This is a genomic window from Mesorhizobium sp. M2A.F.Ca.ET.042.01.1.1 (genome assembly GCF_003997405.1).
GTDB lineage: Bacteria > Pseudomonadota > Alphaproteobacteria > Rhizobiales > Rhizobiaceae > Mesorhizobium.
The window spans coordinates 1-23,681 of sequence record NZ_RZRX01000087.1; the positions used below are offsets into that span (position 1 = coordinate 1).

General features: G+C 64.2%; 20 protein-coding genes, 1 tRNA gene and 3 pseudogenes. 17 read left to right on the forward strand and 7 right to left on the reverse strand.

The annotated features are described in order from the left end of the window. Positions 1–500, reverse strand: a pseudogene (locus EOA23_RS15310) (peptidylprolyl isomerase); the annotation flags it as partial. Between the two features lie 261 nt (positions 501–761). On the opposite strand from EOA23_RS15310, the gene secA reads away from it, so the two are divergent. Beyond that, complete coding sequence (gene secA / locus EOA23_RS15315; RefSeq protein WP_127304743.1) at positions 762–3,494, forward strand: preprotein translocase subunit SecA; 2,733 nt, start codon at positions 762–764, stop codon at positions 3,492–3,494. Between the two features lie 196 nt (positions 3,495–3,690). Here secA and EOA23_RS15320 read toward each other — a convergent pair whose 3' ends face one another. Then, positions 3,691–6,276: a LuxR family transcriptional regulator gene (locus tag EOA23_RS15320; RefSeq protein ID WP_127304756.1), complete on the reverse strand. Its 2,586-nt coding sequence runs from the start codon at positions 6,274–6,276 to the stop codon at positions 3,691–3,693. 325 nt (positions 6,277–6,601) lie between these two features. Here EOA23_RS15320 and EOA23_RS15325 point away from each other — a divergent pair, with 325 nt between their 5' ends. From EOA23_RS15325 to EOA23_RS15350, 6 genes and pseudogenes are all read left to right on the forward strand, one after another. Continuing rightward, positions 6,602–6,874, forward strand: coding sequence for a DUF4242 domain-containing protein (locus tag EOA23_RS15325; protein WP_126064237.1), 273 nt, complete (start codon positions 6,602–6,604; stop codon positions 6,872–6,874). 440 nt (positions 6,875–7,314) lie between these two features. Then, positions 7,315–7,762 (forward strand): annotated as a pseudogene (locus tag EOA23_RS15330) (hypothetical protein). Between the two features lie 365 nt (positions 7,763–8,127). Then, the gene (locus EOA23_RS15335) at positions 8,128–9,531 is read left to right on the forward strand and encodes a lipopolysaccharide biosynthesis protein (RefSeq protein WP_127304744.1); all 1,404 of its coding nucleotides are present in this window, start codon (positions 8,128–8,130) and stop codon (positions 9,529–9,531) included. Further along, a complete protein-coding gene (locus EOA23_RS15340; protein WP_126064234.1) occupies positions 9,531–10,811 on the forward strand; it encodes a GNAT family N-acetyltransferase in 1,281 nt (426 codons plus the stop codon). The genes EOA23_RS15335 and EOA23_RS15340 overlap by 1 nt, the downstream gene beginning before the upstream one ends. 68 nt (positions 10,812–10,879) lie before the next feature. After that, positions 10,880–12,040, forward strand: a complete 1,161-nt coding sequence (locus tag EOA23_RS15345; protein ID WP_127304745.1) for a YncE family protein — start codon at positions 10,880–10,882, stop codon at positions 12,038–12,040. A 482-nt stretch (positions 12,041–12,522) separates the two neighbouring features. Further along, positions 12,523–13,548 carry an ABC transporter transmembrane domain-containing protein gene (locus tag EOA23_RS15350; RefSeq protein ID WP_127304746.1) on the forward strand — a complete coding sequence of 342 codons (1,026 nt, stop codon included), beginning with the start codon at positions 12,523–12,525 and terminating at the stop codon, positions 13,546–13,548. A 153-nt stretch (positions 13,549–13,701) separates the two neighbouring features. On the opposite strand, the gene EOA23_RS15355 is transcribed toward EOA23_RS15350, so the two are convergent. Then, positions 13,702–13,786, reverse strand: a tRNA-Leu gene (locus tag EOA23_RS15355). 334 nt (positions 13,787–14,120) lie between these two features. On the opposite strand from EOA23_RS15355, the gene EOA23_RS15360 reads away from it, so the two are divergent. Further along, positions 14,121–14,708: a YqaA family protein gene (locus EOA23_RS15360; RefSeq protein ID WP_127304747.1), complete on the forward strand. Its 588-nt coding sequence runs from the start codon at positions 14,121–14,123 to the stop codon at positions 14,706–14,708. Between the two features lie 25 nt (positions 14,709–14,733). Then, the gene (locus EOA23_RS15365) at positions 14,734–15,252 is read left to right on the forward strand and encodes a disulfide bond formation protein B (protein ID WP_127304748.1); all 519 of its coding nucleotides are present in this window, start codon (positions 14,734–14,736) and stop codon (positions 15,250–15,252) included. A 167-nt stretch (positions 15,253–15,419) separates the two neighbouring features. On the opposite strand, the gene EOA23_RS15370 is transcribed toward EOA23_RS15365, so the two are convergent. Further along, complete coding sequence (locus tag EOA23_RS15370; protein ID WP_027167440.1) at positions 15,420–15,977, reverse strand: HNH endonuclease; 558 nt, start codon at positions 15,975–15,977, stop codon at positions 15,420–15,422. Between the two features lie 110 nt (positions 15,978–16,087). Next, a complete protein-coding gene (locus EOA23_RS15375; RefSeq protein WP_127304749.1) occupies positions 16,088–16,747 on the reverse strand; it encodes a DNA-3-methyladenine glycosylase in 660 nt (219 codons plus the stop codon). 91 nt (positions 16,748–16,838) lie between these two features. On the opposite strand from EOA23_RS15375, the gene gluQRS reads away from it, so the two are divergent. Beyond that, positions 16,839–17,711, forward strand: a complete 873-nt coding sequence (gluQRS, locus tag EOA23_RS15380) for a tRNA glutamyl-Q(34) synthetase GluQRS (protein WP_127304757.1) — start codon at positions 16,839–16,841, stop codon at positions 17,709–17,711. On the opposite strand, the gene EOA23_RS15385 is transcribed toward gluQRS, so the two are convergent. Further along, positions 17,708–18,121 carry a hypothetical protein gene (locus EOA23_RS15385; protein WP_245456363.1) on the reverse strand — a complete coding sequence of 138 codons (414 nt, stop codon included), beginning with the start codon at positions 18,119–18,121 and terminating at the stop codon, positions 17,708–17,710. The genes gluQRS and EOA23_RS15385 overlap by 4 nt on opposite strands. Positions 18,122–18,150: 29 nt before the next feature. On the opposite strand from EOA23_RS15385, the gene EOA23_RS15390 reads away from it, so the two are divergent. Next, positions 18,151–19,053: a DMT family transporter gene (locus tag EOA23_RS15390; protein ID WP_127304750.1), complete on the forward strand. Its 903-nt coding sequence runs from the start codon at positions 18,151–18,153 to the stop codon at positions 19,051–19,053. A 145-nt stretch (positions 19,054–19,198) separates the two neighbouring features. Here EOA23_RS15390 and EOA23_RS15395 read toward each other — a convergent pair whose 3' ends face one another. Beyond that, a complete protein-coding gene (locus EOA23_RS15395) occupies positions 19,199–20,050 on the reverse strand; it encodes a YihY/virulence factor BrkB family protein (protein ID WP_126064228.1) in 852 nt (283 codons plus the stop codon). A 58-nt stretch (positions 20,051–20,108) separates the two neighbouring features. On the opposite strand from EOA23_RS15395, the gene EOA23_RS15400 reads away from it, so the two are divergent. From EOA23_RS15400 to EOA23_RS15425, 6 genes and pseudogenes are all read left to right on the forward strand, one after another. After that, complete coding sequence (locus tag EOA23_RS15400) at positions 20,109–20,975, forward strand: SDR family oxidoreductase (RefSeq protein ID WP_127304751.1); 867 nt, start codon at positions 20,109–20,111, stop codon at positions 20,973–20,975. Between the two features lie 25 nt (positions 20,976–21,000). Continuing rightward, positions 21,001–21,192: a twin transmembrane helix small protein gene (locus EOA23_RS15405; protein WP_127304752.1), complete on the forward strand. Its 192-nt coding sequence runs from the start codon at positions 21,001–21,003 to the stop codon at positions 21,190–21,192. Between the two features lie 19 nt (positions 21,193–21,211). Continuing rightward, entirely contained in the window at positions 21,212–21,793 is a 582-nt protein-coding gene (locus EOA23_RS15410; protein WP_127304753.1) for a cob(I)yrinic acid a,c-diamide adenosyltransferase, read from the forward strand. A 33-nt stretch (positions 21,794–21,826) separates the two neighbouring features. Further along, a complete protein-coding gene (locus EOA23_RS15415) occupies positions 21,827–22,636 on the forward strand; it encodes a rhomboid family intramembrane serine protease (RefSeq protein WP_127304754.1) in 810 nt (269 codons plus the stop codon). Positions 22,637–22,798: 162 nt separating this feature from the next. Further along, positions 22,799–23,548 carry an electron transfer flavoprotein subunit beta/FixA family protein gene (locus EOA23_RS15420; protein WP_127304755.1) on the forward strand — a complete coding sequence of 250 codons (750 nt, stop codon included), beginning with the start codon at positions 22,799–22,801 and terminating at the stop codon, positions 23,546–23,548. A 23-nt stretch (positions 23,549–23,571) separates the two neighbouring features. After that, positions 23,572–23,681 (forward strand): annotated as a pseudogene (locus EOA23_RS15425) (electron transfer flavoprotein subunit alpha/FixB family protein); the annotation flags it as partial.

Below are 23,681 nucleotides of genomic sequence, written 5' to 3' on the forward strand. Positions count from 1 at the left end.
AGGATGTGACGCGCATGCACTTCGTTAACTGGCGGCGTGTTGGCGATCTCCTGGTCGTAGCGGGCGCGGATTTCGGCGTCCGTGACCTTGTCGACCACTTCCTTCTCGACGACCTCGCCATGCAGCGCGCGCGCCTGCAGGAAAGCCATGCGGCGCTGGAAGTCGGCGTCCTTGTCGAGGCCGCTGTCGACCGCCTTCTTGGCCATGACGCGGATTTCGATCGCCGCCGAAAGGGCGGCCGCGCGGCGCTGATCGGGCGGCAGCTGCGCGAACTGCTGCGAGAGTTCGCCTTCGGCGAGCTGAAGATCGGCCTCGGTCAGCTTCTCGCCATTGATGGTGGCAACCACGGCATTGGGATCGACCGGCGCCGCGGGAGGGGCAGGCGCGGTGGCATCCGCGGGCTTGGTCTCCTGCGCCAGCAGCGGCGACAGGCAGAGAGCCGAGAGCCCGAAGGCCAGACCGAGGCTGGCGAGCGAGGCGCGGCGGAACGACAGGGACATCAAGATAACTCCAATGGGATTGCCAATGAGGATCGCGTGAGCGGAGGGTTCCAGATCAGTCGAATTGTGGCGGAATTTGGCGCTGCCCATAGGGCTAACGCGGCGTTGACATCGATTGAGCCCCCTCTTATCTGTCCAACGACTTGGCGTCCAGAACCGTTTTCCGGGCGCTTTTTGCGTTTGTCCGCATTCACGCGGATTTGATGGGCCCGCCAGGCGCCTGTCGCAAACGGCCAAAATTGCTATCGAAAGGACCATTGGATGGTCAGTCTCGGCGGTCTCGCCCGTAAGGTTTTCGGTTCTTCCAACGACAGGCGCGTCAAGTCGACCCGGCCCAGGGTCGAGGCCATCAACGCCATGGAAAACGAGATGCGGGCGCTTTCCGACGCCGAACTCGCCGGGCGCACGGAGAAATTCCGCCAGGATCTTGCCAACGGCGCTTCGCTCGACGACCTGCTGGTTCCGGCCTTCGCCACGGTGCGCGAGGCGGCCCGCCGCGTGCTCGGCATGCGGCCTTTCGACGTCCAGTTGATCGGCGGCATGGTGCTGCACAATGGCGGCATCGCCGAGATGCGCACCGGCGAGGGCAAGACCCTGGTCGCCACCTTGCCGGTCTATCTCAACGCGCTCGCCGGCAAGGGCGTGCATGTCGTCACCGTCAACGACTACCTCGCCAAGCGCGACGCCGAATGGATGGGCCGCGTCTACAAATTCCTCGGCCTGACCGTCGGCATCATTGTTCACGGCCTTTCCGACGACGAGCGCCGCGAGGCCTATGCTTGCGACGTCACCTACGCCACCAACAACGAACTCGGCTTCGACTATCTGCGCGACAACATGAAGTATGAGCGCTCGCAGATGGTGCAGCGCGGCCACTCCTACGCCATCGTCGACGAGGTGGATTCCATCCTGGTGGATGAGGCGCGCACGCCGCTGATCATCTCCGGTCCGCTCGAGGACCGCTCGGAAATGTACAACACCATCGACGCCTTCATGCTGAGGCTCGGCCCGGCGGACTACGAGGTCGACGAGAAGCAGAAGACGACGATCTTCACCGAGGAAGGAACCGAGAAGCTCGAAAACATGCTGACAGCGGCGGGCTTGCTCAAGGGCGAGTCGCTCTACGACGTCGAGAACGTCGCCATCGTCCACCACGTCAACAACGCGCTGAAGGCGCATCTGCTGTTCCAGAAGGATCGCGATTACATCGTGCGCAATGGCGAGATCGTCATCATCGACGAGTTCACCGGCCGCATGATGCCCGGACGCCGCTATTCGGAAGGCCTGCACCAGGCGCTCGAGGCCAAGGAGCATGTGCAGATCCAGCCGGAGAACCAGACGCTGGCCTCCGTCACCTTCCAGAACTATTTCCGCCTCTACAAGAAGCTCGCCGGCATGACCGGCACGGCGCTGACCGAGGCCGAGGAATTCGCCAACATCTACAATCTCGAAGTCACCGAGATCCCGACCAACCTGCCGGTCGCCCGCAAGGACGAGGACGACGAGGTCTACCGTACGGTCGACGAGAAATACAAGGCGATCGTCAAGGAAATCAAGGACGCGCGCGACCGCGGCCAGCCGATCCTGGTCGGCACCACCTCGATCGAGAAATCCGAGCTACTGGCCGAGCGCCTGCGCAAGGAAGGCATCAAGGACTTCGAAGTGCTGAACGCCCGCCATCATGAGCGCGAGGCGTCCATCGTCGCCCAGGCCGGCAAGCCCGGCGCCATCACCATCGCCACCAACATGGCCGGCCGCGGCACCGACATCAAGCTCGGCGGCAATGCCGAGATGCGCATCGCCGAGGAGCTTGGCGACATGCCGGCCGGCCCCGAGCGCGAGGCCCGGGAGAAGGCCATCATCGACGATGTCGAGCGCCTGAAGGAAAAGGCGCTGGCCGCCGGCGGCCTTTACGTCCTGGCCACCGAACGCCACGAATCGCGCCGCATCGACAATCAGCTGCGCGGCCGCTCCGGCCGCCAGGGCGATCCGGGCCGCTCGAAATTCTTCCTGTCGCTGCAGGATGACCTGATGCGCATCTTCGGCTCCGAGCGAATGGACGGCATGCTGCAGAAGCTCGGCCTCAAGGAAGACGAGGCGATCATCCATCCCTGGATCAACAAGGCGCTGGAGAAGGCGCAGAAGAAGGTCGAGGCGCGCAACTTCGACATCCGCAAGAATCTGTTGAAGTATGACGACGTCTCGAACGACCAGCGCAAGGTGGTGTTCGAACAGCGCATCGAGCTGATGGACGGCGAAGGCCTGTCGGAGACGATCACCGAGATGCGTGAGGGCGTCATCGAGGAGATCGTCGCCAAGAACATCCCCGAAAACGCCTATGCCGAGCAATGGAACGTCGCCGGCCTCAAGGACGAGGTGGGGCAATACCTCAACCTCGACCTGCCGATCGAGGAATGGGTCAAGGAAGAGGGCATCGCCGAGGACGACATTCGTGAGCGCATCACGGCCGCGGCCGACGCCGCCGCCAAGGAGCGAGCCGATCGCTTCGGCCCCGACGTGATGAATTATGTCGAGCGTTCGGTGGTGTTGCAGACGCTCGATCATCTGTGGCGCGAGCATATCGTCAATCTCGATCATCTGCGCTCGGTCGTCGGCTTCCGCGGCTACGCCCAGCGCGACCCGCTCCAGGAATACAAGGGCGAAGCCTTCGAGCTGTTCCAGGGCATGCTGGGCAATTTGCGCCAGGCCGTCACCGCGCAGCTGATGCGCGTCGAGTTGGTGCGCGAGGCTGCGGACGCGCCGCCGCCCGAGGCGCCCGAGATGTTCGGCAGCCATATCGACGGCTCCACCGGCGAGGACGATTTCCAGGGCGGCGAAACCGCGCTTCTCCTGCGCCAGGATTCGAATACCGTCGTCGCTCCGGAAAACCGCGACCCGAAGAACCCCGCGACCTGGGGCAAGATCGGCCGCAACGAAGCCTGCCCCTGCGGCTCCGGCAAGAAATACAAGCACTGCCACGGCGCCTTCGCCTGACGCAGTCTTCCTTCTCCCCGTCACGATACGGGGGGTGAGCAGTGGTCCGCGCAGCGGACGAAAAGCCAATTGCTTGGCTTTTCGAACGACGAACGCCCGGAGCCTTGCGAAGGGCCGGCCAGTGCCCGAAGGGCGGATGAGGGGCAGCGCTGGCGCTCGCCTGAACTTGTTCGGGCTTCCCGTCAGTAGAAGAACCTCAAACCAGCCCCGACGCGCGCGCCGCGGCCGCGGCTTCGCCGCGCGAGACGGCTTCCAGTTTCCCGAGCACCGCCGAAACGTGGTGATCGACCGTCTTCGGCGAGATCGCCATATGCGCGGCGATCTTTTTGTTGGAGAAGCCTCGTTCGATCAACTGCAGGACCTCCATCTGGCGCTGCGTGAGGCCGGCCTGGTTGGCGCGCGTCGCCTGCCTAGGACCCCTGGCAATGCCGCTCACGCCGCTCTGCCGCAGCAGGCCGCGCACATGCTGCGATACTGGTCTTGCGCCGAGCGCCTCGAAAATATCCAACGCCTCACGCTGCGCTGCCTCGTCGCCCTGCAGCAAGGCGAGCGCCCGTTCGAAAGGGGCGCCCATCCTCGCCCAAAACGCAGCGGCGGCGCGCCAGTCGCCGATCAATTGCAAGCGATGCGGCTCGGCCATGCCGTCGGTCTCGCCGCGATCGCTTTCCGGCGACAAAAGCCGCCGCCAGGCCGCCAGCCCGCCGAACACCGCCCGCGTCGGCGCGAGGCCTTCGGCAAGGGCGATCAGATGCAGCGCTTCATCCCTGTCGCCCTCGCCCAGCCACGCCAGCTCGGCCATCACCTCGGCAAAAGGCACAAGCCGTTGCAGTTCCATGCCCTTGTCCAGGAACCGCCTCATCTCTTCCACGATCGGCACGGCCGACGGGTCGCCGCGGCGGATGCGCAATCTGGCCAGGGCCACCAGCGACGGATAGCGCACCAACGGCGTCGTTGCTTCATCGTCGACAACCTCATGCGCCACCGCCGCGGCGTCGTCCCAGAGGCCGAGCCTCAGCAGAAGCTGCGCTTGCACGCCGCGCATGTAGTCGCGCCATGTCGCGAGATCGTTCTCGACGCAGTAGCCGATGCCGCGCTCCAGCAACGAGGACGCCTCCTTGAAGTTGAGCCTGTTCATCTCGACGCAAGCGCAATTGGTAAAGGCGCGCGCCGCATGTTCCTGGAAGTTCCCCGACAAAGCGATTCCCAAGCTGCGGGCGAGATCGCGCCGCCCTTTGGTGAAGTCCAGCCATTGCCCGGCGGCGCCGACATTGTTGAGGGCGTGGCAGAGGATGTCGGGCCGGTTGAGCCGCTCCGCCAGCTCCACGGCCTTACCGCCGAGCATGAGCGTGTCCTCAAGCCGTTCGGCGAGCATCGCCAACTGCGAGAGGTTGGAATAAGCCATGGCGAGCTCGGGACCGTCAGGCGCTGTCTCCAGAAGCTCCACGGCCTGCGCCCCGAACCGATCGGCTGCCTCGCGATCGCCGAGCAGATAGGCAAAGCGCGACAGGCAGCGTAGACCGTCGCCCTCCTTGACCCGATCGCCCAGCGCCTGACGCAGCTGGCGCGCCAGGCCTTGCGCCTCCATGGCCGCCTCGACGCGGCCGATCAAGTGGCACTCGAAAGCATGGCCCTCATAGAGCTCGGCTCGCTTCTCGAGCGGCAACATATCGGCATAGCGCAGGGCAACCTCGTAATAGCCCACCGCGTCGCGATGCGCGCCGACCCGGGAAGCCTCGCGCGCCGCGGCCGGCGCGAGCTCGCGCACCACGTCCAGGTTCTGCGCTTCCACGGCATGGTGCACCAGCCTTGCGGTGGCGACTTGCGGGTTTTCGCGCAGGGCCGACAAGGCGCGTTCGTTGTATTCGCGCCGTTTGCTCGGCGTCAGCGCCATCTCGATTGCCCTACGGGCGATCTCGTGCCGGAAGGCATAGCCGTCGCCGAAATCCTCAAGCAGGCCGTTGGCGACGCATTCGGCGAGCTGGCCGGCGGCGGCAATCCCGCAAAGGCCGCTCAGCGCCCAGGCGTCGGCGCGGCGTGGAAACACCGAGACGGCATCGAGCATCGAGCGCGCGCCCGGCGACAGTTTTTCGGCGCGCGCCAGCACGGCGTCGCGCACGCTTGCCGGCAAGGCGCCATCGCCTGCGGCAGCGAGCAGCTCGGTGACGAAGAAGGCGTTGCCGGCGCTTGCCCGGTAGATCGCCTCGCCGTCGCGCTCGGCGGTTGCGGCCAGCGACAGCACGGCGCTTTCGCTGAGCAGCGGCACGTCGATACGCACAACATTGCCGGCCGGGATCTCGCCGAGCGCCCGGCGCACGCGCATCTGCCCTTCGCTGCGATCGGTTCGCGCCGTGATCAGGAGCAGGATGCGGGTATTTGCGATGCGCCGGCCGAGGAAGCGCACGAAATCGAGTGTTGCGTCGTCGGCCCAGTGCAGATCCTCGATGACGAGCAGGCACGGGCCTTTCGCCTCGAAGACGTCGAGCGCCTCGGAAAACAACGGCAGCCGCTGCACCTGGCGGTCGTCCATCGGCCGCGGCAGTTCCCACCGCGCGTCGCGGGCCAGATCATGAAGCGGCCCCAGCGGATCCGGGATGGACAGGTCCTCGCAGGCGCTGCGAAGCATTGTCAGGCCATCATCCAGTCGGCTCGCGAACGCCTCGACCAGCGCCGTCTTGCCGGCGCCCGCCTCGCCCAAGACGACCACGACGCGGCCGCGGCCCCCGATTGCGTCCGCCAACAGGGCATCCATCTGCTGCAGCTGCGGCTGCCGTTCCAGAAGCATCATCGCTCTCTCGCGAAATTGGAATTCCATCGTGGCGGATCGCCGCCGCGATAGCGTGGGAGACACGCCCTGAAATGTGACCTTCCACACATTCAAGTGCCATCTTCCACATAAAACGTCACAAAGATAGGGAATCGTCCCGGGCAATATGGGGAATGGCTCCGATGCATGGCCTTTCCCGAAATGGTGGTATCCGCCTTGCTCGAAACGAGCACGGAGCAATTCCGGGAAAACTGCGTAGCGGTTGGGCTCGGCGACTTCGCCGTGGCTTTCCGTCCGGAATTGCGTGGAAACTTGCAATCCAATCACGAAAGGAAAGACGATCGTGCCACGTTATCTCGTTGAACGCACCTTCCCGGACGGCCTGCATGTGCCGATGAACGATGCCGGCGCCACCGCGATGGGCGGCGTCATCGCCCGCAACGCCGAGAAAGGCGTCACCTGGGTGCAATCCTTCGTCTCGCCCGACAAGGGCAAGAGTTTCTGCATCTACGACGCGCCCTCGCCGGAGGCGATCCGCAGCACCGCGCAAAAGAATGCGCTTCCTGTCGACAAGATCACGGAGGTGCGGGTCCTCGACCCCTACTTTTATCGCTGACGGGGAAGACCGTGTCGGGCAGACCATACCCGTCGCCGGCGGACCTGACGCCGTGCCGGACAGCGAGAGTGTATCCGCCGCGGCGGATAACCTCCCGCCACGGCGCGGCGTCATGCGACGGGCCTTGTCGGCGCTGCTTTCGCCGTTGCGAAACCGACGCCGCCTTCTGCCGCCTCGGGACGATTACCTGAGACGCGACATCGGTCTCGATGAGCGGGAGATGCCGCGCGAATACTGGGAATATTGGTGGCTTCACCACTGATCCCGCAGCGTCCGGACCAGCGACCATCCTTTTTACCGAGAGACGCCGCCGGCGTGCGGAGTTGGCTTTGACCGGCCGACTCCCACCGCTCGCGCGCCGCAACTCAATGGACAGACAAATGAACATTCAGACCTCACCCAGATGCGCCATCGGCGCCTCCGCCTCGATCATCCTGCTGATGGCGGGCGCCGCTACCGCGCAAAACCGTCAACCCGCTCGCCGAAAAGGTGCGGGCGCTCGACAGCCGCTTCGAGGACGTCGCGGTGGCGAAGGCCGAAGGCTATGCGCCGATCCCCTGCGCCAGCGGCCTCACCGGCGGCGCCATGGGCATCCACTACGTCAATGCCGCCTATCTGAAGGACGATGCGGTCGACGTCGCCAAGCCGGAAGCCGTCATGTACGAGCCGATGGCCGACGGCACCTTGAAGCTGATCGCCGTCGAATACATCACGTCGAAAGGACCGGCATCGCTCGAGGGCCATCTCTTCAACTTCAACACCGCGCCCAACCGCTACGGCCTCGGCCCGTTCTACGAGCTGCATGTCTGGGCCTGGAAGCAGAACCCGACCGGCGCCTTCGCCGACATGAACCCGAACGTCTCGTGCGACGCGATGACGGGGATGTAAGCGCCTTTTCCTTCTCCCCGTTTCACGGGGAGAAGGTGGCCCGAAGGGCCGGATGTGGGCGGCGCCGGCGATTGCGATTGGCCGCCCTTCGTAATCCAACAGAGGATAATCACCCTGTTTAGGACACTCCCAAAGAACCTCTTCGACACCCGGTTCATCCCAATTTCCGAGGCCGGCGCTGCCCCTCATCCGCCTGCCGGCGTTCGTCATTCGAAAAGCCAAGCAATTGGCTTTTCGTCCGCTGCGCGGACCACTCCTCACCTCCCCGCATAGTGACGGGAGAAGGAAACTCTCCACCCACCCTTTCTTAAGGTGTTTCGGATAGACCCGAACCCTGGAAAAAGGCGGAAAACGGAGAGTTGTGGGTGCGCTTTTCCGCGGCAACGACTGCCGGGCGGTTCTTGCCGCAGCGCTGGGCGCTGCGCATGCGGCCGCTGCTTGGCCGCATCGATGCCATCCTCTTCACCGCCGACGCGCGCGGCGAGGCCGGGCGCATGTCGCTGATCGCCTTTTCCATCCGCATCATCAGCGCCTTGATCGCCTTTGTCAGCCAGGTGCTGATGGCGCGCTGGATGGGGTCGTTCGAGTACGGCATCTCGGTGCTGGTCTGGGTGACGATGGTCATCGTCGGCAATCTCGCCTGCCTTGGCTTCCACACCTCGGTCATCCGTTTCATTCCGGAGTATCGCGAGCGCGGCATGCTGGCCGAGCTGCGCGGCATCGTGCTTGCCAGCCGCCTGTTCGTGCTTGTCGCCTCGACGCTGATCGCCGGTCTCGGCGCCCTTGGCGTGTGGCTGGCCTCGGACTGGATCGAGAACTACTACGTCATCCCTTTCATCCTCGGCGTCATCTGCCTGCCGATGATCGCGCTGGGCGATCTCCTGCAAGGGCTGGCGCGCGCCAATTCCTGGGCTCTGCTGGCGCTCTCGCCCACCTATCTGGTGCGCCCGGTGCTGATCCTGGCGTTCATGGCGCTGATGCTTGGCCTGCACTATGTGCCGGACGCCAAGACCGCGATCTTCGCCTCGATCGCCGCCACCTATGTCACGACGCTCGGCCAGCTGATGGCCGTCACCTCTCGCATGGATAAGAAGGTCCCGCCCGGGCCGATGACGGTGCATTTCGGCCAATGGATCCTCGTCTCGCTGCCGATCTTCCTGGTCGAGAGCTTCTTCTTCCTGCTTACCAATGCCGATGTGCTGATGGTGGGCGCCTACCTCCCGCCCAACGATGTCGCCGTCTATTTCGCGACCGTGAAGACGCTGGCGCTGGTGCATTTCGTTTATTTCGCGGTCAAGGCCGGCGTTGCCCAGCGCTACGCCCAGTTCACCCATGGCGAACCGGACAGGCTTGCCGCCTTCGCCCGCGAAACCGTCTCCTGGACCTTCTGGCCTTCGCTTTTGATGGCGCTGCTGGTGCTGGCGCTGGGCGAGCCGATGCTGGTGCTGTTCGGCCCCGAATTCACCGCCGGCTATCCGCTGCTCTTCCTGCTGGTGCTGGGCGTCGTGGCGCGCGCCGCCGTCGGCCCCTGCGAAAGCCTGCTCACCATGAGCGGCAACCAGAACATCTGCGCCGCCGTCTATGCCATGACGCTCGCCCTCAACATCGGCCTCAACGTGCTGCTGATCCCGCTATTCGGCCTCTGGGGCGCGGCGATGGCCACAAGCCTTGCCATGGTCTTCGAGGCCAGCGCGCTCTCCTTCACCGTCTGGCGCAAGCTTGGCATCGTGATGGCGATCTTCGTGCCTGCAAAGAAGGAAATTGCCTGATGGCCGCCGTCCCGTTGCTCGAAGAGACCAGCGGCGGCCCGGCCGGCGCCATGGTCTCCAACCTTGCAGGCCTGGCGCGCGAGGTCGACCCCGCCCATATCGAGCTCTTCGCCAGCAACAGGCCCGAACGCAAGCTCGCCATCTACCCGGCCTCGGCCGGTTTCGACCTCGTCGAGGAACTCGACTATCTCAGCGCCCGCACGGTCGAGCCGAATGTCTTCTTCAACCCGCGCTTCCTGGCCCCGGCGATGCCCCGGCTGGAAGACCGCGAGGTGCGGCTGGCCGTCATCCGCGACGGCGACGAATACCGCAACCGGCTGCGTCTTCTGGTGCCCTTCTCGGTCGAGCGGCCGGCGATCCCGCTTGGCGTTCCGGTGATGCGCACATGGTCGAGCCCGTTCGGCCCGCTCGGCACGCCGCTGGTCGACCGCGACGATCCGATCGGCGTCATCGAGGATTTCTTCTCGATGCTGTCGCGGCCGCATCTCAAGCTGCCAAAAGTCTTCGTGCTGCCCGACATGCGCCTCGACGGTCCGGTCGCGAGCCTGCTCACCTCCTTTGCCGACAGCCGCGGCCTGACCCTGGTGACCACCGGCAAGCTCGAGCGCCCGGTGCTTGAAAGCGACGCCGACGGCGAGGACTACCTCAAGGCATCGCTGCGCGCGCACCATTACCGCGAATTCCGCCGACTGAAGCGCCGCATCGCCGACCTCGGCAAGCTCGAGCACGTCGTTGCGCGCGGGCCGGACGAGATCCGCCACGCCATCGAAAGCTTCCTGACGCTGGAGGCCGCCGGCTGGAAAGGCCGCGAGCGCACCGCCATGGCGATCGACCGCTACCGCGCCGCCTTCGCCCGCGAGGCCGTGCACCGGCTGGCCGAGCAGGACATGTGCCGCATCCATCTCTTGACGCTCGACGGCCGCGCCATTGCCTGCCTGGTCGTCTTCGTCGAGGCCGGCGTGGCCTACACCTGGAAGACGGCCTATGACGAGACGCTCTCCGCCTATTCGCCGGGCACGCTGCTGATGATCGAGGTGACCAAGCAGCATCTCGACGATCCCAACATCGTCATGACCGACTCCTGCGCGGTTCCGGACCATCCTGTGATGAGCCGCCTGTGGAGCGAGCGCAAGCCGATGGGCACGCTGGTGGTCGGGCTGACGCCGGACGCCGACCGGCTGGCCCGGCAGGCCGCCTCGCAACTGCACCTCTACCGCGAGACCCGCAACATGGCGCGCCTGCTGCGCAACCGCATGCGGAGCCTGTTGAAAAGGCGCTAGATCAACGGCGGGACACAAGCTATGGGTCCGGGCGGGAACTCGGGCCGGGCCTTCACGAAACCATCCAGATGATCAGAAGCCTTTTGCGTCACACCGGTCTTCGTGCGGCCCTGCTGCTGATTGCGCTCCTGCCTGCTCGAGCCTGGGCCGATACCTGCCCCGAGGACTGCAGCGAACCGCCGCCGCCCGCCGTCAACATCTACAAACACACCGCCGCCGGTCATCTCAGCCCCGTGACGACCGGGTCGCTGCCGCGCGTCTATGTGCCCAACCGCTCCTCCAACAGCGTCTCAGTGATCAACAGCGTAACGCTCAAGGAAGTCGACCGCTTCAATGTCGGCAGCAAGCCGCAGCACGTCGTGCCGTCCTGGGATTTGAAGACGCTATGGGTCGCCAACAACGGCACCGGCAAAAACGGCAGCCTGACGCCGATCGACCCGATGACGGCCAAGCCCGGCCAGCAGGTTCCGGTCGACGATCCCTACAACCTCTATTTCATGCCGGACGGCAGCGCGGCAATCGTCGTCGACGAGGCATTACAGCAGCTCGATTTCCGCGACCCGCACACCATGGCGCTGAAATCGAGCCTGCCGACGCCGACCTGCCTTGGCATCAACCATGCCGATTTTTCGGTCGACGGCTCCTATGCGATCTTCACCTGCGAATATGGCAATGGCGGCCTGGCCAAGATCGACCTGAAGAACCAGAAGGTGCTCGGCCATCTCGATCTGTCCAGGATGGGCATGCCGCAGGACATCCGCCTGTCGCCCGACGGCAAGGTCTTTTACGTCGCGGACATGATGAATGACGGCGTGTTCCTGGTCGACGGCGACAGTTTCAAGGAAATCGGCTTCATCCCCACCGGCATCGGCACGCACGGCTTCGTCGTCAGCCGCGACGGCAAGCGGCTCTATGTCTCGAACCGCGGCTCGCACAAGATGGAGCAGGGCAAGGCCAAGGGTCCGGGCAGCGTGACCGTGATCGACTTCGCCACCCGCGCCGTCGTCGCGCAATGGCCGATCCCCGGCGGCGGCAGCCCCGACATGGGCAATGTCAGCGCCGACGGCAAGCAGCTATGGCTCTCCGGCCGCTTCGACAGCGACGTGTATATGATCGACACGGTGAGCGGCGCGGTGACGAAAATCCGCGTCGGCGTCGAGCCGCATGGGCTCACCGTATGGCCGCAGCCCGGACGGTATTCGCAGGGGCATACGGGAAATATGCGGTAGGGAGGCTGGACGCCGCCGATAGACTCAACGCAGCCGGCATTGTGTAGGACCTGCAGGATCCTTTGAACGTCACGCCTGCCACTTTGCAGAGGGTCCGAATGTCGGGGAGCGGGAATTGCAGCGATGTGCGCGCCAATGCCTGCCACGCTCGCGCCGATCGTTCCAAGCCTGAAACGCATACTTCAAAATATCGACACGGACGGCTCTGAGCTCTCCAGCGTATCTATCGCGCAGCCTGCCTGGTTCAGCTCGGATCGTAAATTCCCCTGGCCTTGATGCCGATCAAAGGGGCGCGCAGCCTTCTTCGCTATCAAACCGTGAAGATAGAGAACTCAGCCTCCTCATGTGGCGTGGGCTGGCAAAAGGCATGACCGGGCGGCAGTCCCGGGCCTGACAGAGGCTGCCTGTTCAGCAGGTCACCGACAGGGTGCGTTGCTCTGATCGGTTGGACCGGAAATGGATACGACGGAGGCGCACCGAAGGTGAGCGGAATTTTCGCGACAATTGCGCGGCGCTTCGCCCCGTTTGAGCCGATGGCCGACGCGATGCGCCCAGGCGAGAAGTTTCCCAGTTTTGTCCGGCGCGCCAGCGGCATGCAACAGGTCTATGTCAGCGTTATCGCAATTTCGGTTGCCTTGGCCAACTTTCTACCCATCGACCTGCAGAGACGGGTCGTCGATGTGGCAATTGCCGACAAGGACGTACGGGGGCTGCTGATGCTCGGCGGCCTTTATCTTGGGGCTATACTCCTGCATGCGGGCCTGAAATACGCACTGATCGTCTATCAAGGCTGGGTCGGAGAGAGCGTGGTGAAGACGGCCCGCGACCAACTCGCTCTCGTCGCCACGCAAAGGTCCGCGCGCGAGCACGCAAGGAGTGGTCAGACCGCCGGCATCATCGGCAACGAGATCGACTATGTTGGCGGATTTGTCGGCACCAGCATCTCTGATTGCGTGGTCAACGTCACGCTGATGGTCTGCGTCGCATCTTACATGACCTACATGCAGCCGGTGATCGCTCTGGTCAGCGGCGTGTCACTCCTGCCGCAAATCCTGCTTGCGCTTTACATGCAGAAGGACCTGAACACACTCGTGGAACGGCAGGTCGCGCTGGTCCGAAAGCTTGGCAACCAAGCAGTCAATTCCTTCGCCAGCCACTCGACGAAGCGCCGAGCCGCCTTTCGCACCATACGCACGATCTTCAGCACCCGCATCGAATTCTATTTGTTGAAATTCGGGCTGAAGACGTTGCTGAATATAGCCAACGCGGCGGGGTCCCTGATGGTCCTGATCGTTGGCGGCTATCTTGTGATCCGCGGGCAGACGACGATCGGCACGGTCGTCGCCTTTATTTCGGGCTTCCAACGCTTGTCGGAACCAACAGGGGAACTTCTCGACTTCTATCGCTCCTATTCACAAGCGAAAGTGCAATTCCGGATGATCGTCCAGTGGGTTGACGGCGATCATCCCGCGCAAACCGGACATTCCGCGCACAGAATTGATCGATGATCTTGCCAACCTGTTGCCGGAACCGGTGCTCCGCAAGCGCAAGCCGATGGTTGGTGAACCTATTGGCGCCCGTGGGTGACGGTCTTACTTTTGTTGAGCGCCCAGCGCCGGTCGACCCGACGATAAGATACGTCAACACCTGGATGAAGATGGTGGTGCCCCTAGCCGGGATCGAACCAGCACTCCTTGCGGAACTCGATTTTGAGTCGAGCGCGTCTACCAATTCCGCCATAGGGGCTCAGGCCGGGCGGCCTGGATGGGCGCGGACTATACGGGCGGATGGGTGTTCGTCAACTGGCCTGTTGCGGATTTGCCCGCGCAACCGGCGGCATCGCCCACCCTTTGGCCTCGTGGCGACGCAGACATTGTGCGGCGCGGAAAATCTTTCTAGACAGGCGAAGCGTTGAGCGCCTCGCATCCGCAAGCTGGATGCGGCGCTTTGGGTCCTTGTCTTCCTGCCTGCCGTTGCCCAAAACCGCCAAGCGTCCCGGGTGACATTGATCAGAGCAATTCCAGGAAAAGCGCGCTGCGGTTTTCCGTCCGGAATTGTGTCGACTGCATTAGGAGAGCCGATGCTTCGCGGACTTTACGACTCGACCCTGTCGCTGGCGGCGCGCAAATCCGCCGAATGGTGGCTGGCCTTCATCGCCTTCGTCGAAAGCTCCGTGTTCTTCATACCGGCCGACGTGCTGTTCCTGCCCATGGCGTTGGCGCGGCCCGATCGCGCCTATCGCTACGCCCTGACCGCCACGGTTGCCTCCGTGCTGGGCGGCATTGCCGGCTGGCTGATCGGCTACTATGCCTACGACACGATAGCGCGCCCGATCCTGGAGCATTTCGGCGGCCTCGACACGTTCGAGAGGTGGCAGTCCTCCGGCACCGGGCTGATGCTCGTGCTGCTCGTCACATCCGGCGCTGCGCACCTGCCGCCGATCAAGGTGGTCACCATTCTGGCCGGCGCGCTTCACGTCAACATTCTTGTCTTCGTCGTCTCTGCCATCGTGGCGCGCGGCGCCCGTTTCCTGCTGCTGGCCTGGCTGTTGCGCCGCTATGGCGAATCGATCCGGGAGTTCATCGAAAAGCGCTTGGGATTGATCGTCGGCGCCGGCGCGGCCGCCCTGATTTTGCTCTATATCCTCGTCAGATACGCCCACGGATAGCGACGCAACCAACGGACCCGACTAGATGACAGCGACCATGAATGCCGACACCGGACGCCAGCGCACGCGCGCGGCGCTTTTTCTTGCCGTCGCCATGGCCGCGACCGTCGGCTCGGCGCTGGCTTTCCAATATATCGGCGGCTACATCCCCTGCCACCTCTGCCTCGAGCAGCGCACGCCCTATTATGTCGGCGTGCCGCTGATGCTGCTGGCGGTGATCGCCTCGATGCTTCATGCGCCGGCCTGGGCGACGCGCGGCCTGCTGGCGATCGGCGGCTTGCTGATGCTCTACGGCCTCTATCTCGGCGTCTACCACTCCGGCGTCGAATGGCATTGGTGGGCCGGCCCGACCGACTGCACGGCGGGCGCCGGCCCGGTCGACACCGGCGGCAAGGGCGTGCTCGACGCGCTCGACAAATTCGTGCCGCCCTCCTGCGACAAGGCGGCGCTGCGCATCCTCGGCCTCTCGCTCGCCGGCTGGAACGCCATCGCCAGCCTCGTCCTCGCAGCCGTCGCCTTCCGCAGCGCGTTATCCCGCGACTGAGCCAATTTTCTATCGAACGGCACGGCGGAGAGTTCGTCCAGAAATTCGCCAGCCCGGATTGGCTGGCGCGGCTTTCGAGAACCGGAGCGGAGCGTATTTAAGTACGTGTGCACCGGAAGCGCAGAAAGCTGCGGCAGACGGCCGGGCTCGCGGATTTCTGCCGAACTCTAAGGTTCCAGCTCGACATCCCAGTAGAGATAATCCATCCAGCTTTCATGCAGATGGTTGGGCGGGAACAGGCGGCCGTTGTTGTGCAGGTCGTGCACCGTCGGCTGGTACGGCTTCTGCAGCGGCCACATCTTGGCCTGGGCCGGCATCATGCCGCCCTTGCGAAGATTGCAGGGCGAGCAGGCGGCGACGACATTCTCCCAGGTCGTCGCCCCGCCGCGATGGCGCGGGATGACATGGTCGAACGTCAGATCCTCCGGCGTGCCGCAATACTGGCACTGGAAACGGTCGCGCAGGAACACGTTGAAGCGGGTGAAGGCGGGATGCCGCGACGGCTTCACATAGGCTTTCAGGCTCACCACGCTCGGCAGCTTCATCGAGAAGGTCGGCGAGGAGACGGCGTGCTCGTATTCGGCGACGATGTTGACCCGGTCGAGGAAGACAGCCTTGATGGCGTCCTGCCACGACCAGAGCGACAGGGGGTAATAGCTGAGCGGGCGGTAGTCCGCATTCAGCACCAGCGCGGGAAGCCCATCCGGAGATACGGCAACCGTCACGTCCTTCGCCTCCTACATTCCAAACCGAACGGCGCGGATACTGTAAGCCCGACATGACAGGGATGTGAAGCGGATTGTCTCTCGCCGAAACTCTCAAAAACGCATGATTTTCATGCTTTTTTGGCCATTTCGACGGGAGGCGCCGCGTCCCTGCCCTTCAGTTCACGATAGTAGGCCCAAAAAAGCCGCGACGCGACACCCCGCCAGGGGCTCCATGATTCGGCCAGCCGGATAAGCATTTTCTCCGGCGGACGCGGGTCGATGTCGAGCGCATGGCCGACCGCCGTCTGCAGCGCGACGTCGCGCGCGGGGAAGACGTCTGGATGGCCGGCGGCAAACAGCAGATAGCATTCGGCCGTCCATGGGCCGATGCCGGGCACGGCCGTCATCGCCGCGATCGCCTCGCCGGCGTCCAGCGTGCACAGGTGATCGAGATCGAGCCCGCCGGCCACCGCTTCGGCCACGGCGAGCAGCCCGCGCTGCTTCGGCCGCGACAACCCGGCCTCGCGAAACACGTTTTCGCCGGCGGCGAGGATCGCCTGTGGCGTCAGCGGATCGACCAGCTTAACCAGCCGCCCGAAGATCGCGTCGGCGCTGGCGCGGGAAACCTGCTGCGAAACGATGATCGAGGCCAGGCTTCGAAACCCCGGTTCCGACAGCCGAAGCGGCACCTCGCCCGCCTTGCCGCGCACCGTCTCCAGCCGCGGATCGATCCGGCAGAGCGCGTCGAGCCCTGCCGCAATGTCGTCGAGCGAGGCGATGCGTTGCACGTTGCTTGTTCCCGGGGCGCTCGCGAAATGGCAATGGATGGCTAACTATCAACCGACGAAAGCACCTGACAACCCGAATGCCGTCTCGAAGATGACGCTCCTGACATTCCGCTTCGCGCCGAGCCCGAACGGCGAATTGCATCTCGGCCATGCCTATTCCGCCTTGCTCAACCAGCGGATGGCGGCGCAAGCGGACGGACGGCTGCTGCTGCGCATCGAGGATATCGACATCACCCGCTGCACGCCGCAATTCGAGGCAGGCATTTTCCGCGACCTCGAATGGCTGGGATTGCGCTGGGAACAGCCGGTGCGTCGCCAGTCGGAACATTTTGCCGAATACCAGGCGGTGCTCGACCGATTGGTCGCTGAGGAACTGGTCTATCCGGCCTTCATGAGCCGGGGCGAGATCCGCGCCTTCATCGCCGAGAGAGGCGGCCGCGACTGGCCGCGCGATCCTGACGGCGTGCCGCTCTACCCGCCGCTCGACAAGACCCTGCCGGCCAGGGAGCGCAAGCGGCGGATCGCCGAGAACATGCCCTTCGCCTGGCGGCTCGACGTCGAAGCGGCAAGGATGCGCGTCACCGCCGACCTGTCATGGACCGAATTCACCGATGAGACGATGTCGGCAACACGAGCGATCGAAGCGCAACCGCAGGCCTGGGGCGACGTCATCGTCGCCCGCCGCGACATCCCGACCAGCTATCATCTCGCCGTCATCCTCGACGACGCGCTGCAGGGCGTCAGCCATGTCGTGCGCGGCCAGGATCTCTATGCGGCAACCGGCGTGCAGCGCCTGCTGCAGGAACTGCTTGGCCTCCCCCAGCCGCGCTATTTCCACCACCGCCTGATCCTCGGCCCGGACGGCAGAAAACTGTCCAAGAGCTTCAAGGACACCGGTCTTGCCGCGCTTCGCGAGGCAGGCATGTCGCAGCAGGACGTCAGGCGGCTTGTCGAGTTTGATTAAAGTCGCGCCATCCCGGCCTTGATCAGCGCCAGCGCGCTGATGAAGGCAAAGGCGCCGCCGAGCCCACAGGCAACCGCCAGCCTGAGATCGCTCAGGCTGATGCCATGCTTGTGGGCTATCACCATCGCGGCAAAAAAACCGAAGATGAACAGCAGCGTGTTGCCGGTCGGGCCAAACCCGCTCTCCTTCATGATCGCGTCGAGCGCCGTGCCGAAGAAGAAACCGAAGCCAGCGATGATCAAGAAGGCGAACAACAGCCAGGTCGTGTCGAGATGCAAAAACATGCCCACCCATGGCGCACTGACGCGCCATGCCCCTCTTGGCACGGTTTGTTGAATTCGACTTAGCTTATGGATCAACCGTTTCGTTTTGCTTGCCGGATTGAACGGCATTAGAGCAATTGCTGTCATCAACCGTTCACCCCGGCAGCCTCCCACCCATGCAGAGCATCAAGCGGTTCATTCCCGCCTCCTTCGTCGTATTGTGGGCGACAGGCTTCATCGGCGCGCGCTACGCCATGCCTTGGGCCGAGCCCTTCACCTTCCTTGCCATCCGCTTCGTGATCGCGGCGATCCTGTTTGCCGGCCTCGCCGTGCTGCTGGGCTCGCGCAAGGCGACGCGCGACGAGGCGTTGCATTCGACGATGGCGGGCGTCCTCATGCATGGCGTCTATCTCGGCGCCGTTTTCTGGGCGATCCACCGGGGCATGCCGGCGGGGTTTTCGGCATTGATCGTCGGCCTGCAGCCGCTGATCACCGCCGTGCTCGCCGGCAGGTTCCTCGGCGAGGCGATCCTGCCCCGCCATTGGGTCGGGCTCGCTGTCGGACTTGTGGGCGTCGTCATTGTGCTGTGGCCGAAGCTCGGAGCGGTCGGCGGCGGCGTGACCGCGGCAACATTGACCGCCTCGCTTGTCTCGGTGCTCGCCATGAGCGCCGGCACCATCTGGCAGAAACGCTATGCTTCCGGCGGAGACCTGGTGTCGGCGACGATGTGGCAGTATGTCGGCGGCTCCGTCGTGATGATCCTGGGCTCGCTCGCCTTCGAGACGCGCGCCGTCACCGTCAATGGCGAGCTGACCTTTGCCATGGCCTGGCTGGTCTTGGTGCTGTCGGTCGGCGCCATCTTCCTGTTGATGGTGATGATCAGGGACGGCGAGATGTCGAAGGTCGCTTCGCTGTTCTACCTCGTGCCCGCCGTGACCGCGGTCATCGCCTGGATGCTTTTCGACGAGCAGCTCAACCTGCTGCAGATCGCCGGCATGGCGATCGCGACCCTTGGCGTAGGCCTGGCGACGGCGGGGCAGGCTAGGGGAAGGGGAAGGGGAATTGAATTGAAGAACTGAGGAACCGAGGAAACGCGGCAACTACTGGCGCTGTGTTTTTATTCATTTCTTCAATTCTTCATTTCTTCAATTCTTCATTTCTTCAATTCTTCAATTCCTCAGTTCTTCAGTTCCACAGTTCCCCTTCCCCTTCTCCCGGCGCAACTCACCCGACCCGCGCACGCGCGTCCAGATAACGGCTGATCGCGGCGTTGAGCTCGCCGCCGAGGATGAAGATCGCCGAGATGATGTAGAGGAAAACCACCGCGATCATGATCGAGGCGAGCCCCGCATACGTCGTCACGTAGGACGAGAAATGATCGAGATAGGTGGCGAAGATGGTCGAGCCGGCGAGCCAGGCGATCAGCGTGAAGACGATGCCGGGTATGATCGAGACAAAGCGGCGCTTGCCGGCCGGCAGCCAGATATGCACCGAGAACAGCCCGATGACGATGACGGTGGAGGCGACGACGTAACGCCACAGCGTGATGGTGCCCATATAGGGCTTGATCCATTCGAGATGCGCCTCCGCCAGCCTGGCCAGCAGAGGGGCGAACACCAGAAGCACGCTGACGGCCAGGAAACAGGCCGTGGCGATCAGCACGAAAATGATGCTTTGCACCCTGCGGTGGATGATGCCGCGCGTTTCGGTGACGCGATAGGCCCGGTTGAGCGAGGTGCGCAGCGCCTCGATGCCGTTCGACGCGAAATAGGCGGCAAGCACGACGCCGTAGGTCAAAAGGTCGGTTCGCCTGACGGTGAGAACGTTCTGCACCTCGCGCGCGATCGGCTTGGCGATCTGCTCCGGCCAGGTGTCGAAGACGAGATGCACCGCCGTGTCCGCGAACGCCTGCGCGCCGAGGAAGCTGGCCAGTGTCGTGGCGAAGATCAGGAACGGAAACAACGCCATCAGCGAGGTGATGGCGAGATGGCTGGCCATCGCCCAGCCGTCGTCATTGGTGAAATGGCCGATCGCATCATAGAGCACGCGCTTGACGGCGACGATATTCCTGAGCAAGGACCCGCGCTCCGCTCGATTGTGTCGACGCCGCGAATATGGGAAGTGATTGCGGCAAATGGCAACCCCAGGTCAGACAACGTCCACCGTCGCGAAAGAGTTGCGCACCGTCATTGTCACCGGGGCCTCCTCCGGCATCGGCGCCTATTGCGCGCGGGCACTGAAGGCGGAGGGCTGGCGGGTCTTCGCCACGGCGCGCAAGCCGGCTGACATCGCCGTGCTCGAGGCCGACGGCCTGGAGGCCTTCTATCTCGATTATCGTGAGCCCGAATCCATCGCCGCGCTGGTCGAGGCGGTGCTCGAACGCACCGGCGGCACGCTTGACGCGCTGTTCAACAACGGCGCCTACGCTCAGCCCGGCGCCGTCGAGGACCTACCGGTCGCGGCGCTTCGCGAGCAGTTCGAGGCGAATTTCTTCGGCTGGCATGATCTCACCCGGCGCGTCATGCCGGTCATGCGCCGCCAGGGGCACGGCCGTCTCGTCCATTGCTCCTCGATCCTCGGACTGGCGCCTGTCCGCTTCCGCGGCGCTTATTCGGCATCCAAGCACGCCATCGAAGGCCTGATGCTGTGCATGCGCCAGGAACTTGACGGCAGCGGGATCCACCTTTCCCTCATCGAACCGGGACCGGTGACGTCGAAGATCGCCAGCAATGGCCTGCCCTGGTTCCTGAAGAACATCGATGTCGAAAAGTCCGTCCACCGCGCCGATTATCAGGCGCAGCTCGCCCGGCTCCAGGCCGGCGGCAGCGTGTCGAAACTGAAGCCTGGGCCAGAGGTCGTGCACAAGGCGCTTCGCCACGCGCTTCTGTCACAGCGCCCGCGCCCGCACTATGTGGTAACGGTGCCGGCCAAGATCGGCGCGGCACTCAAACGCATCCTGCCGGCGTCAATGCTGTACCGCGTGCTCGCCAGGCGCGCCTGACCGAAACTTAACCGGAGCCAGCCAGATGATCATCGTCTTGAAGATTCTCGCCGTCATCGCGATGGCGGCCGTGCTGATCGTGCTGGTTCGCGGCCTGATCAACATGATGCGCGGCGGCTCCGGCGTCACCTCGAACAAGCTGATGCAAGCCCGTGTGATGCTGCAGGCCGTGGCCTTGGCGCTGCTGTTGCTGGTGGTCTACTTCACGCGCAAATAGGGGTCTTTTGGGGGACGTTATGGTCAAGCTCAACAAGATCTACACCCGCACCGGCGATGACGGCACCACCGGGCTCGGCACCGGCGAGCGGCGGCTGAAATCCGACCTGCGCGTCGACGCCTATGGCACGGTCGACGAGGCCAATGCCTGCATCGGCATGGCCCGCATCCATACCGCCGGCCAACATCCCGCGATCGACGCCATGCTGTCGCGCATTCAGAACGATCTGTTCGATCTCGGAGCTGACCTTGCCATGCCCGACGACGGCAAGCCGCTGGAGTACGAGCCGCTGCGTATCGTCGCCGCCCAGACCGGCCGCGTCGAACAGGACATCGACCTCCTCAACAAGGACCTGCAGCCGCTGAAATCCTTCGTGCTGAACGGCGGCACGCCGGCCGCGGCCGCGCTCCATCTGGCCCGCACCGTGGCGCGCCGGGCCGAGCGCCTGATGGTGGCGCTGGCGCAGGATCCGGCCGAGCATGTCAACCGCGAGGCGCTCAAATACATCAACCGCGTCTCGGATTTCCTGTTCGTCGCCGCCCGTGCCGTCAATGACAATGGAAAGGCCGACGTGCTATGGGTTCCCGGCAAGAACCGCTGAATGAACCGCTGAATTCGGGGGCGGGAGGGTCCGATGTTCATCCCGCTTTACGACACCAACAGGCTGCGCCACATCCGTCTGCAATATGTGACGATCGGCCTGATCGTGGCGAATGCGCTTGTCTATCTGGCGACCACGCTTGGCGGTGAGAACTTCACCAATGCCGCGGTTCTCGGTCTCGGCTTCATCCCCTCGGTGGTCCACGACAAGGTCGAGCTGTCGCCCGAATTCGTCGTCATCCCCGAAAGCCTCAGCTATCTCACCTATTCGTTCCTGCATGCCGACATTTTCCACCTCGGCGGCAACATGCTGTTCCTGTGGGTGTTCGGCGACAATGTCGAGGATGCGCTCGGCCACATACGTTACCTGATCTTCTACCTCGCCTGCGCCGTAGCCGGTGCTTTCTTCCAGGGGCTGGTGGCCTGGGATTCGCAGGTGCCGCTGATCGGTGCCTCCGGAGCCATTGCCGGCGTCGTCACCGCCTATTTGATTCTCTACCCTCGCGTGAAAGTCTGGGTGCTGGCCTTTGCCCGCATCCCCTTGCGCATTCCGGCCTTCATCCCGCTGATCCTCTGGATCCTGTTCCAGATCGTGATGTTCGCCGCCGGCGGCGAGGACCGGATCTCCTGGGCCTGCCATATCGGCGGCATCATCGCCGGATTCGTGCTGGTGCTGGTGCTGCGCAGCCGCGGCGTGCCGCTGCTGGCCGGCGCCGACGGCGAGCCGGACCCGACGCCGAACATCCAGCAGCCGCCTGTTCCCGTCGAGCCCGCCGCGAGCGAGGGCACCCCGGCGCAGCCGGGGTCGCAATGGGGCCGTGGAGCAGCGACGCCTCGGGACTGAACCGATTAGGGTGCGTCGTGGGATATTGACGCGCGGATTTGCCGCCACTACGGAAACGGCACCGCTGGGCGGATATTCCGCCGCTAATGTCGGCTTTCGACAACTCTGACAGGGCGTACGCTGCTATAGCGCCCCGACTATCTCAGGAGAGGTGACAGGAAAATGAAGATCCTTGTGCCCGTGAAGCGGGTTGTGGACGCCAACGTCAAGGTCCGGGTGAAAGCCGACGGACTGGGCGTCGAACTAGCCAACGTCAAGATGGCGATGAACCCGTTCGACGAGATCGCGGTCGAGGAAGCGATCCGCATCAAGGAAGCCGGCAAGGCGGAAGAGATCATCGTCGTCTCGGTCGGCCCGCAGCAGGCGCAGGAGACGCTGCGCACCGCGCTCGCCATGGGCGCCGACCGCGCCATCCTGGTCAAGACCGACGAGCAGACTGAGCCGCTCGGCGTCGCCAAGGTGCTGAAGGGCGTCGTCGAGGCGGAGAAGCCCGGCCTTGTCATCCTCGGCAAGCAGGCGATCGACGACGATTCGAACCAGACCGGCCAGATGCTGGCCGCGCTCCTTGGCTGGTCGCAGGGCACCTTCGCCTCCAAGGTCGAGCTCGCCGGAGATCATGCCAAGGTGACGCGCGAGGTCGACGGCGGTCTGCAGACCGTCGAACTGAAGATGCCGGCGATCGTCACCGCCGACCTTCGCCTCAACCAGCCGCGTTATGCCTCGCTGCCCAACATCATGAAGGCCAAGAAGAAGCCGCTCGACGAGAAGAGCCCGGCCGACTTCGGCGCAGACGTCAGGCCGCGCCTCAGGGTGATCAAGACCGAGGAGCCGGGCGGCCGCAAGGCTGGCGTCAAGGTGAAGTCGGTGGCCGAGCTCGTCGAGAAGCTGAAGAACGAAGCCGGCGTGCTCTAAGCGATCGGGAAAGGACAAAGACAATGGCAATTCTCCTCATCGCCGAACACGACAACGCAAGCCTTTCCGACCAGACCGCCAAGGCGCTGTCGGCGGCGCTCCAGATCGGCTCGGATGTCGACGTGCTGGTGGC

Bases quoted from the DNA above. Each gene is read 5' to 3' on its own strand.
- secA (WP_127304743.1), top strand. From the start codon at position 762: ATGGTCAGTCTCGGCGGTCTCGCCCGTAAGGTTTTCGGTTCTTCCAAC.
- EOA23_RS15320 (WP_127304756.1), bottom strand. From the start codon at position 6,276: ATGCTTCTGGAACGGCAGCCGCAGCTGCAGCAGATGGATGCCCTGTTG.
- EOA23_RS15340 (WP_126064234.1), top strand. From the start codon at position 9,531: ATGGCCGCCGTCCCGTTGCTCGAAGAGACCAGCGGCGGCCCGGCCGGC.
- EOA23_RS15345 (WP_127304745.1), top strand. From the start codon at position 10,880: ATGATCAGAAGCCTTTTGCGTCACACCGGTCTTCGTGCGGCCCTGCTG.
- EOA23_RS15360 (WP_127304747.1), top strand. From the start codon at position 14,121: ATGCTTCGCGGACTTTACGACTCGACCCTGTCGCTGGCGGCGCGCAAA.
- EOA23_RS15365 (WP_127304748.1), top strand. From the start codon at position 14,734: ATGACAGCGACCATGAATGCCGACACCGGACGCCAGCGCACGCGCGCG.
- gluQRS (WP_127304757.1), top strand. From the start codon at position 16,839: ATGACGCTCCTGACATTCCGCTTCGCGCCGAGCCCGAACGGCGAATTG.
- EOA23_RS15385 (WP_245456363.1), bottom strand. From the start codon at position 18,121: ATGACAGCAATTGCTCTAATGCCGTTCAATCCGGCAAGCAAAACGAAA.
- EOA23_RS15390 (WP_127304750.1), top strand. From the start codon at position 18,151: ATGCAGAGCATCAAGCGGTTCATTCCCGCCTCCTTCGTCGTATTGTGG.
- EOA23_RS15400 (WP_127304751.1), top strand. From the start codon at position 20,109: ATGGCAACCCCAGGTCAGACAACGTCCACCGTCGCGAAAGAGTTGCGC.
- EOA23_RS15405 (WP_127304752.1), top strand. From the start codon at position 21,001: ATGATCATCGTCTTGAAGATTCTCGCCGTCATCGCGATGGCGGCCGTG.
- EOA23_RS15410 (WP_127304753.1), top strand. From the start codon at position 21,212: ATGGTCAAGCTCAACAAGATCTACACCCGCACCGGCGATGACGGCACC.
- EOA23_RS15415 (WP_127304754.1), top strand. From the start codon at position 21,827: ATGTTCATCCCGCTTTACGACACCAACAGGCTGCGCCACATCCGTCTG.
- EOA23_RS15420 (WP_127304755.1), top strand. From the start codon at position 22,799: ATGAAGATCCTTGTGCCCGTGAAGCGGGTTGTGGACGCCAACGTCAAG.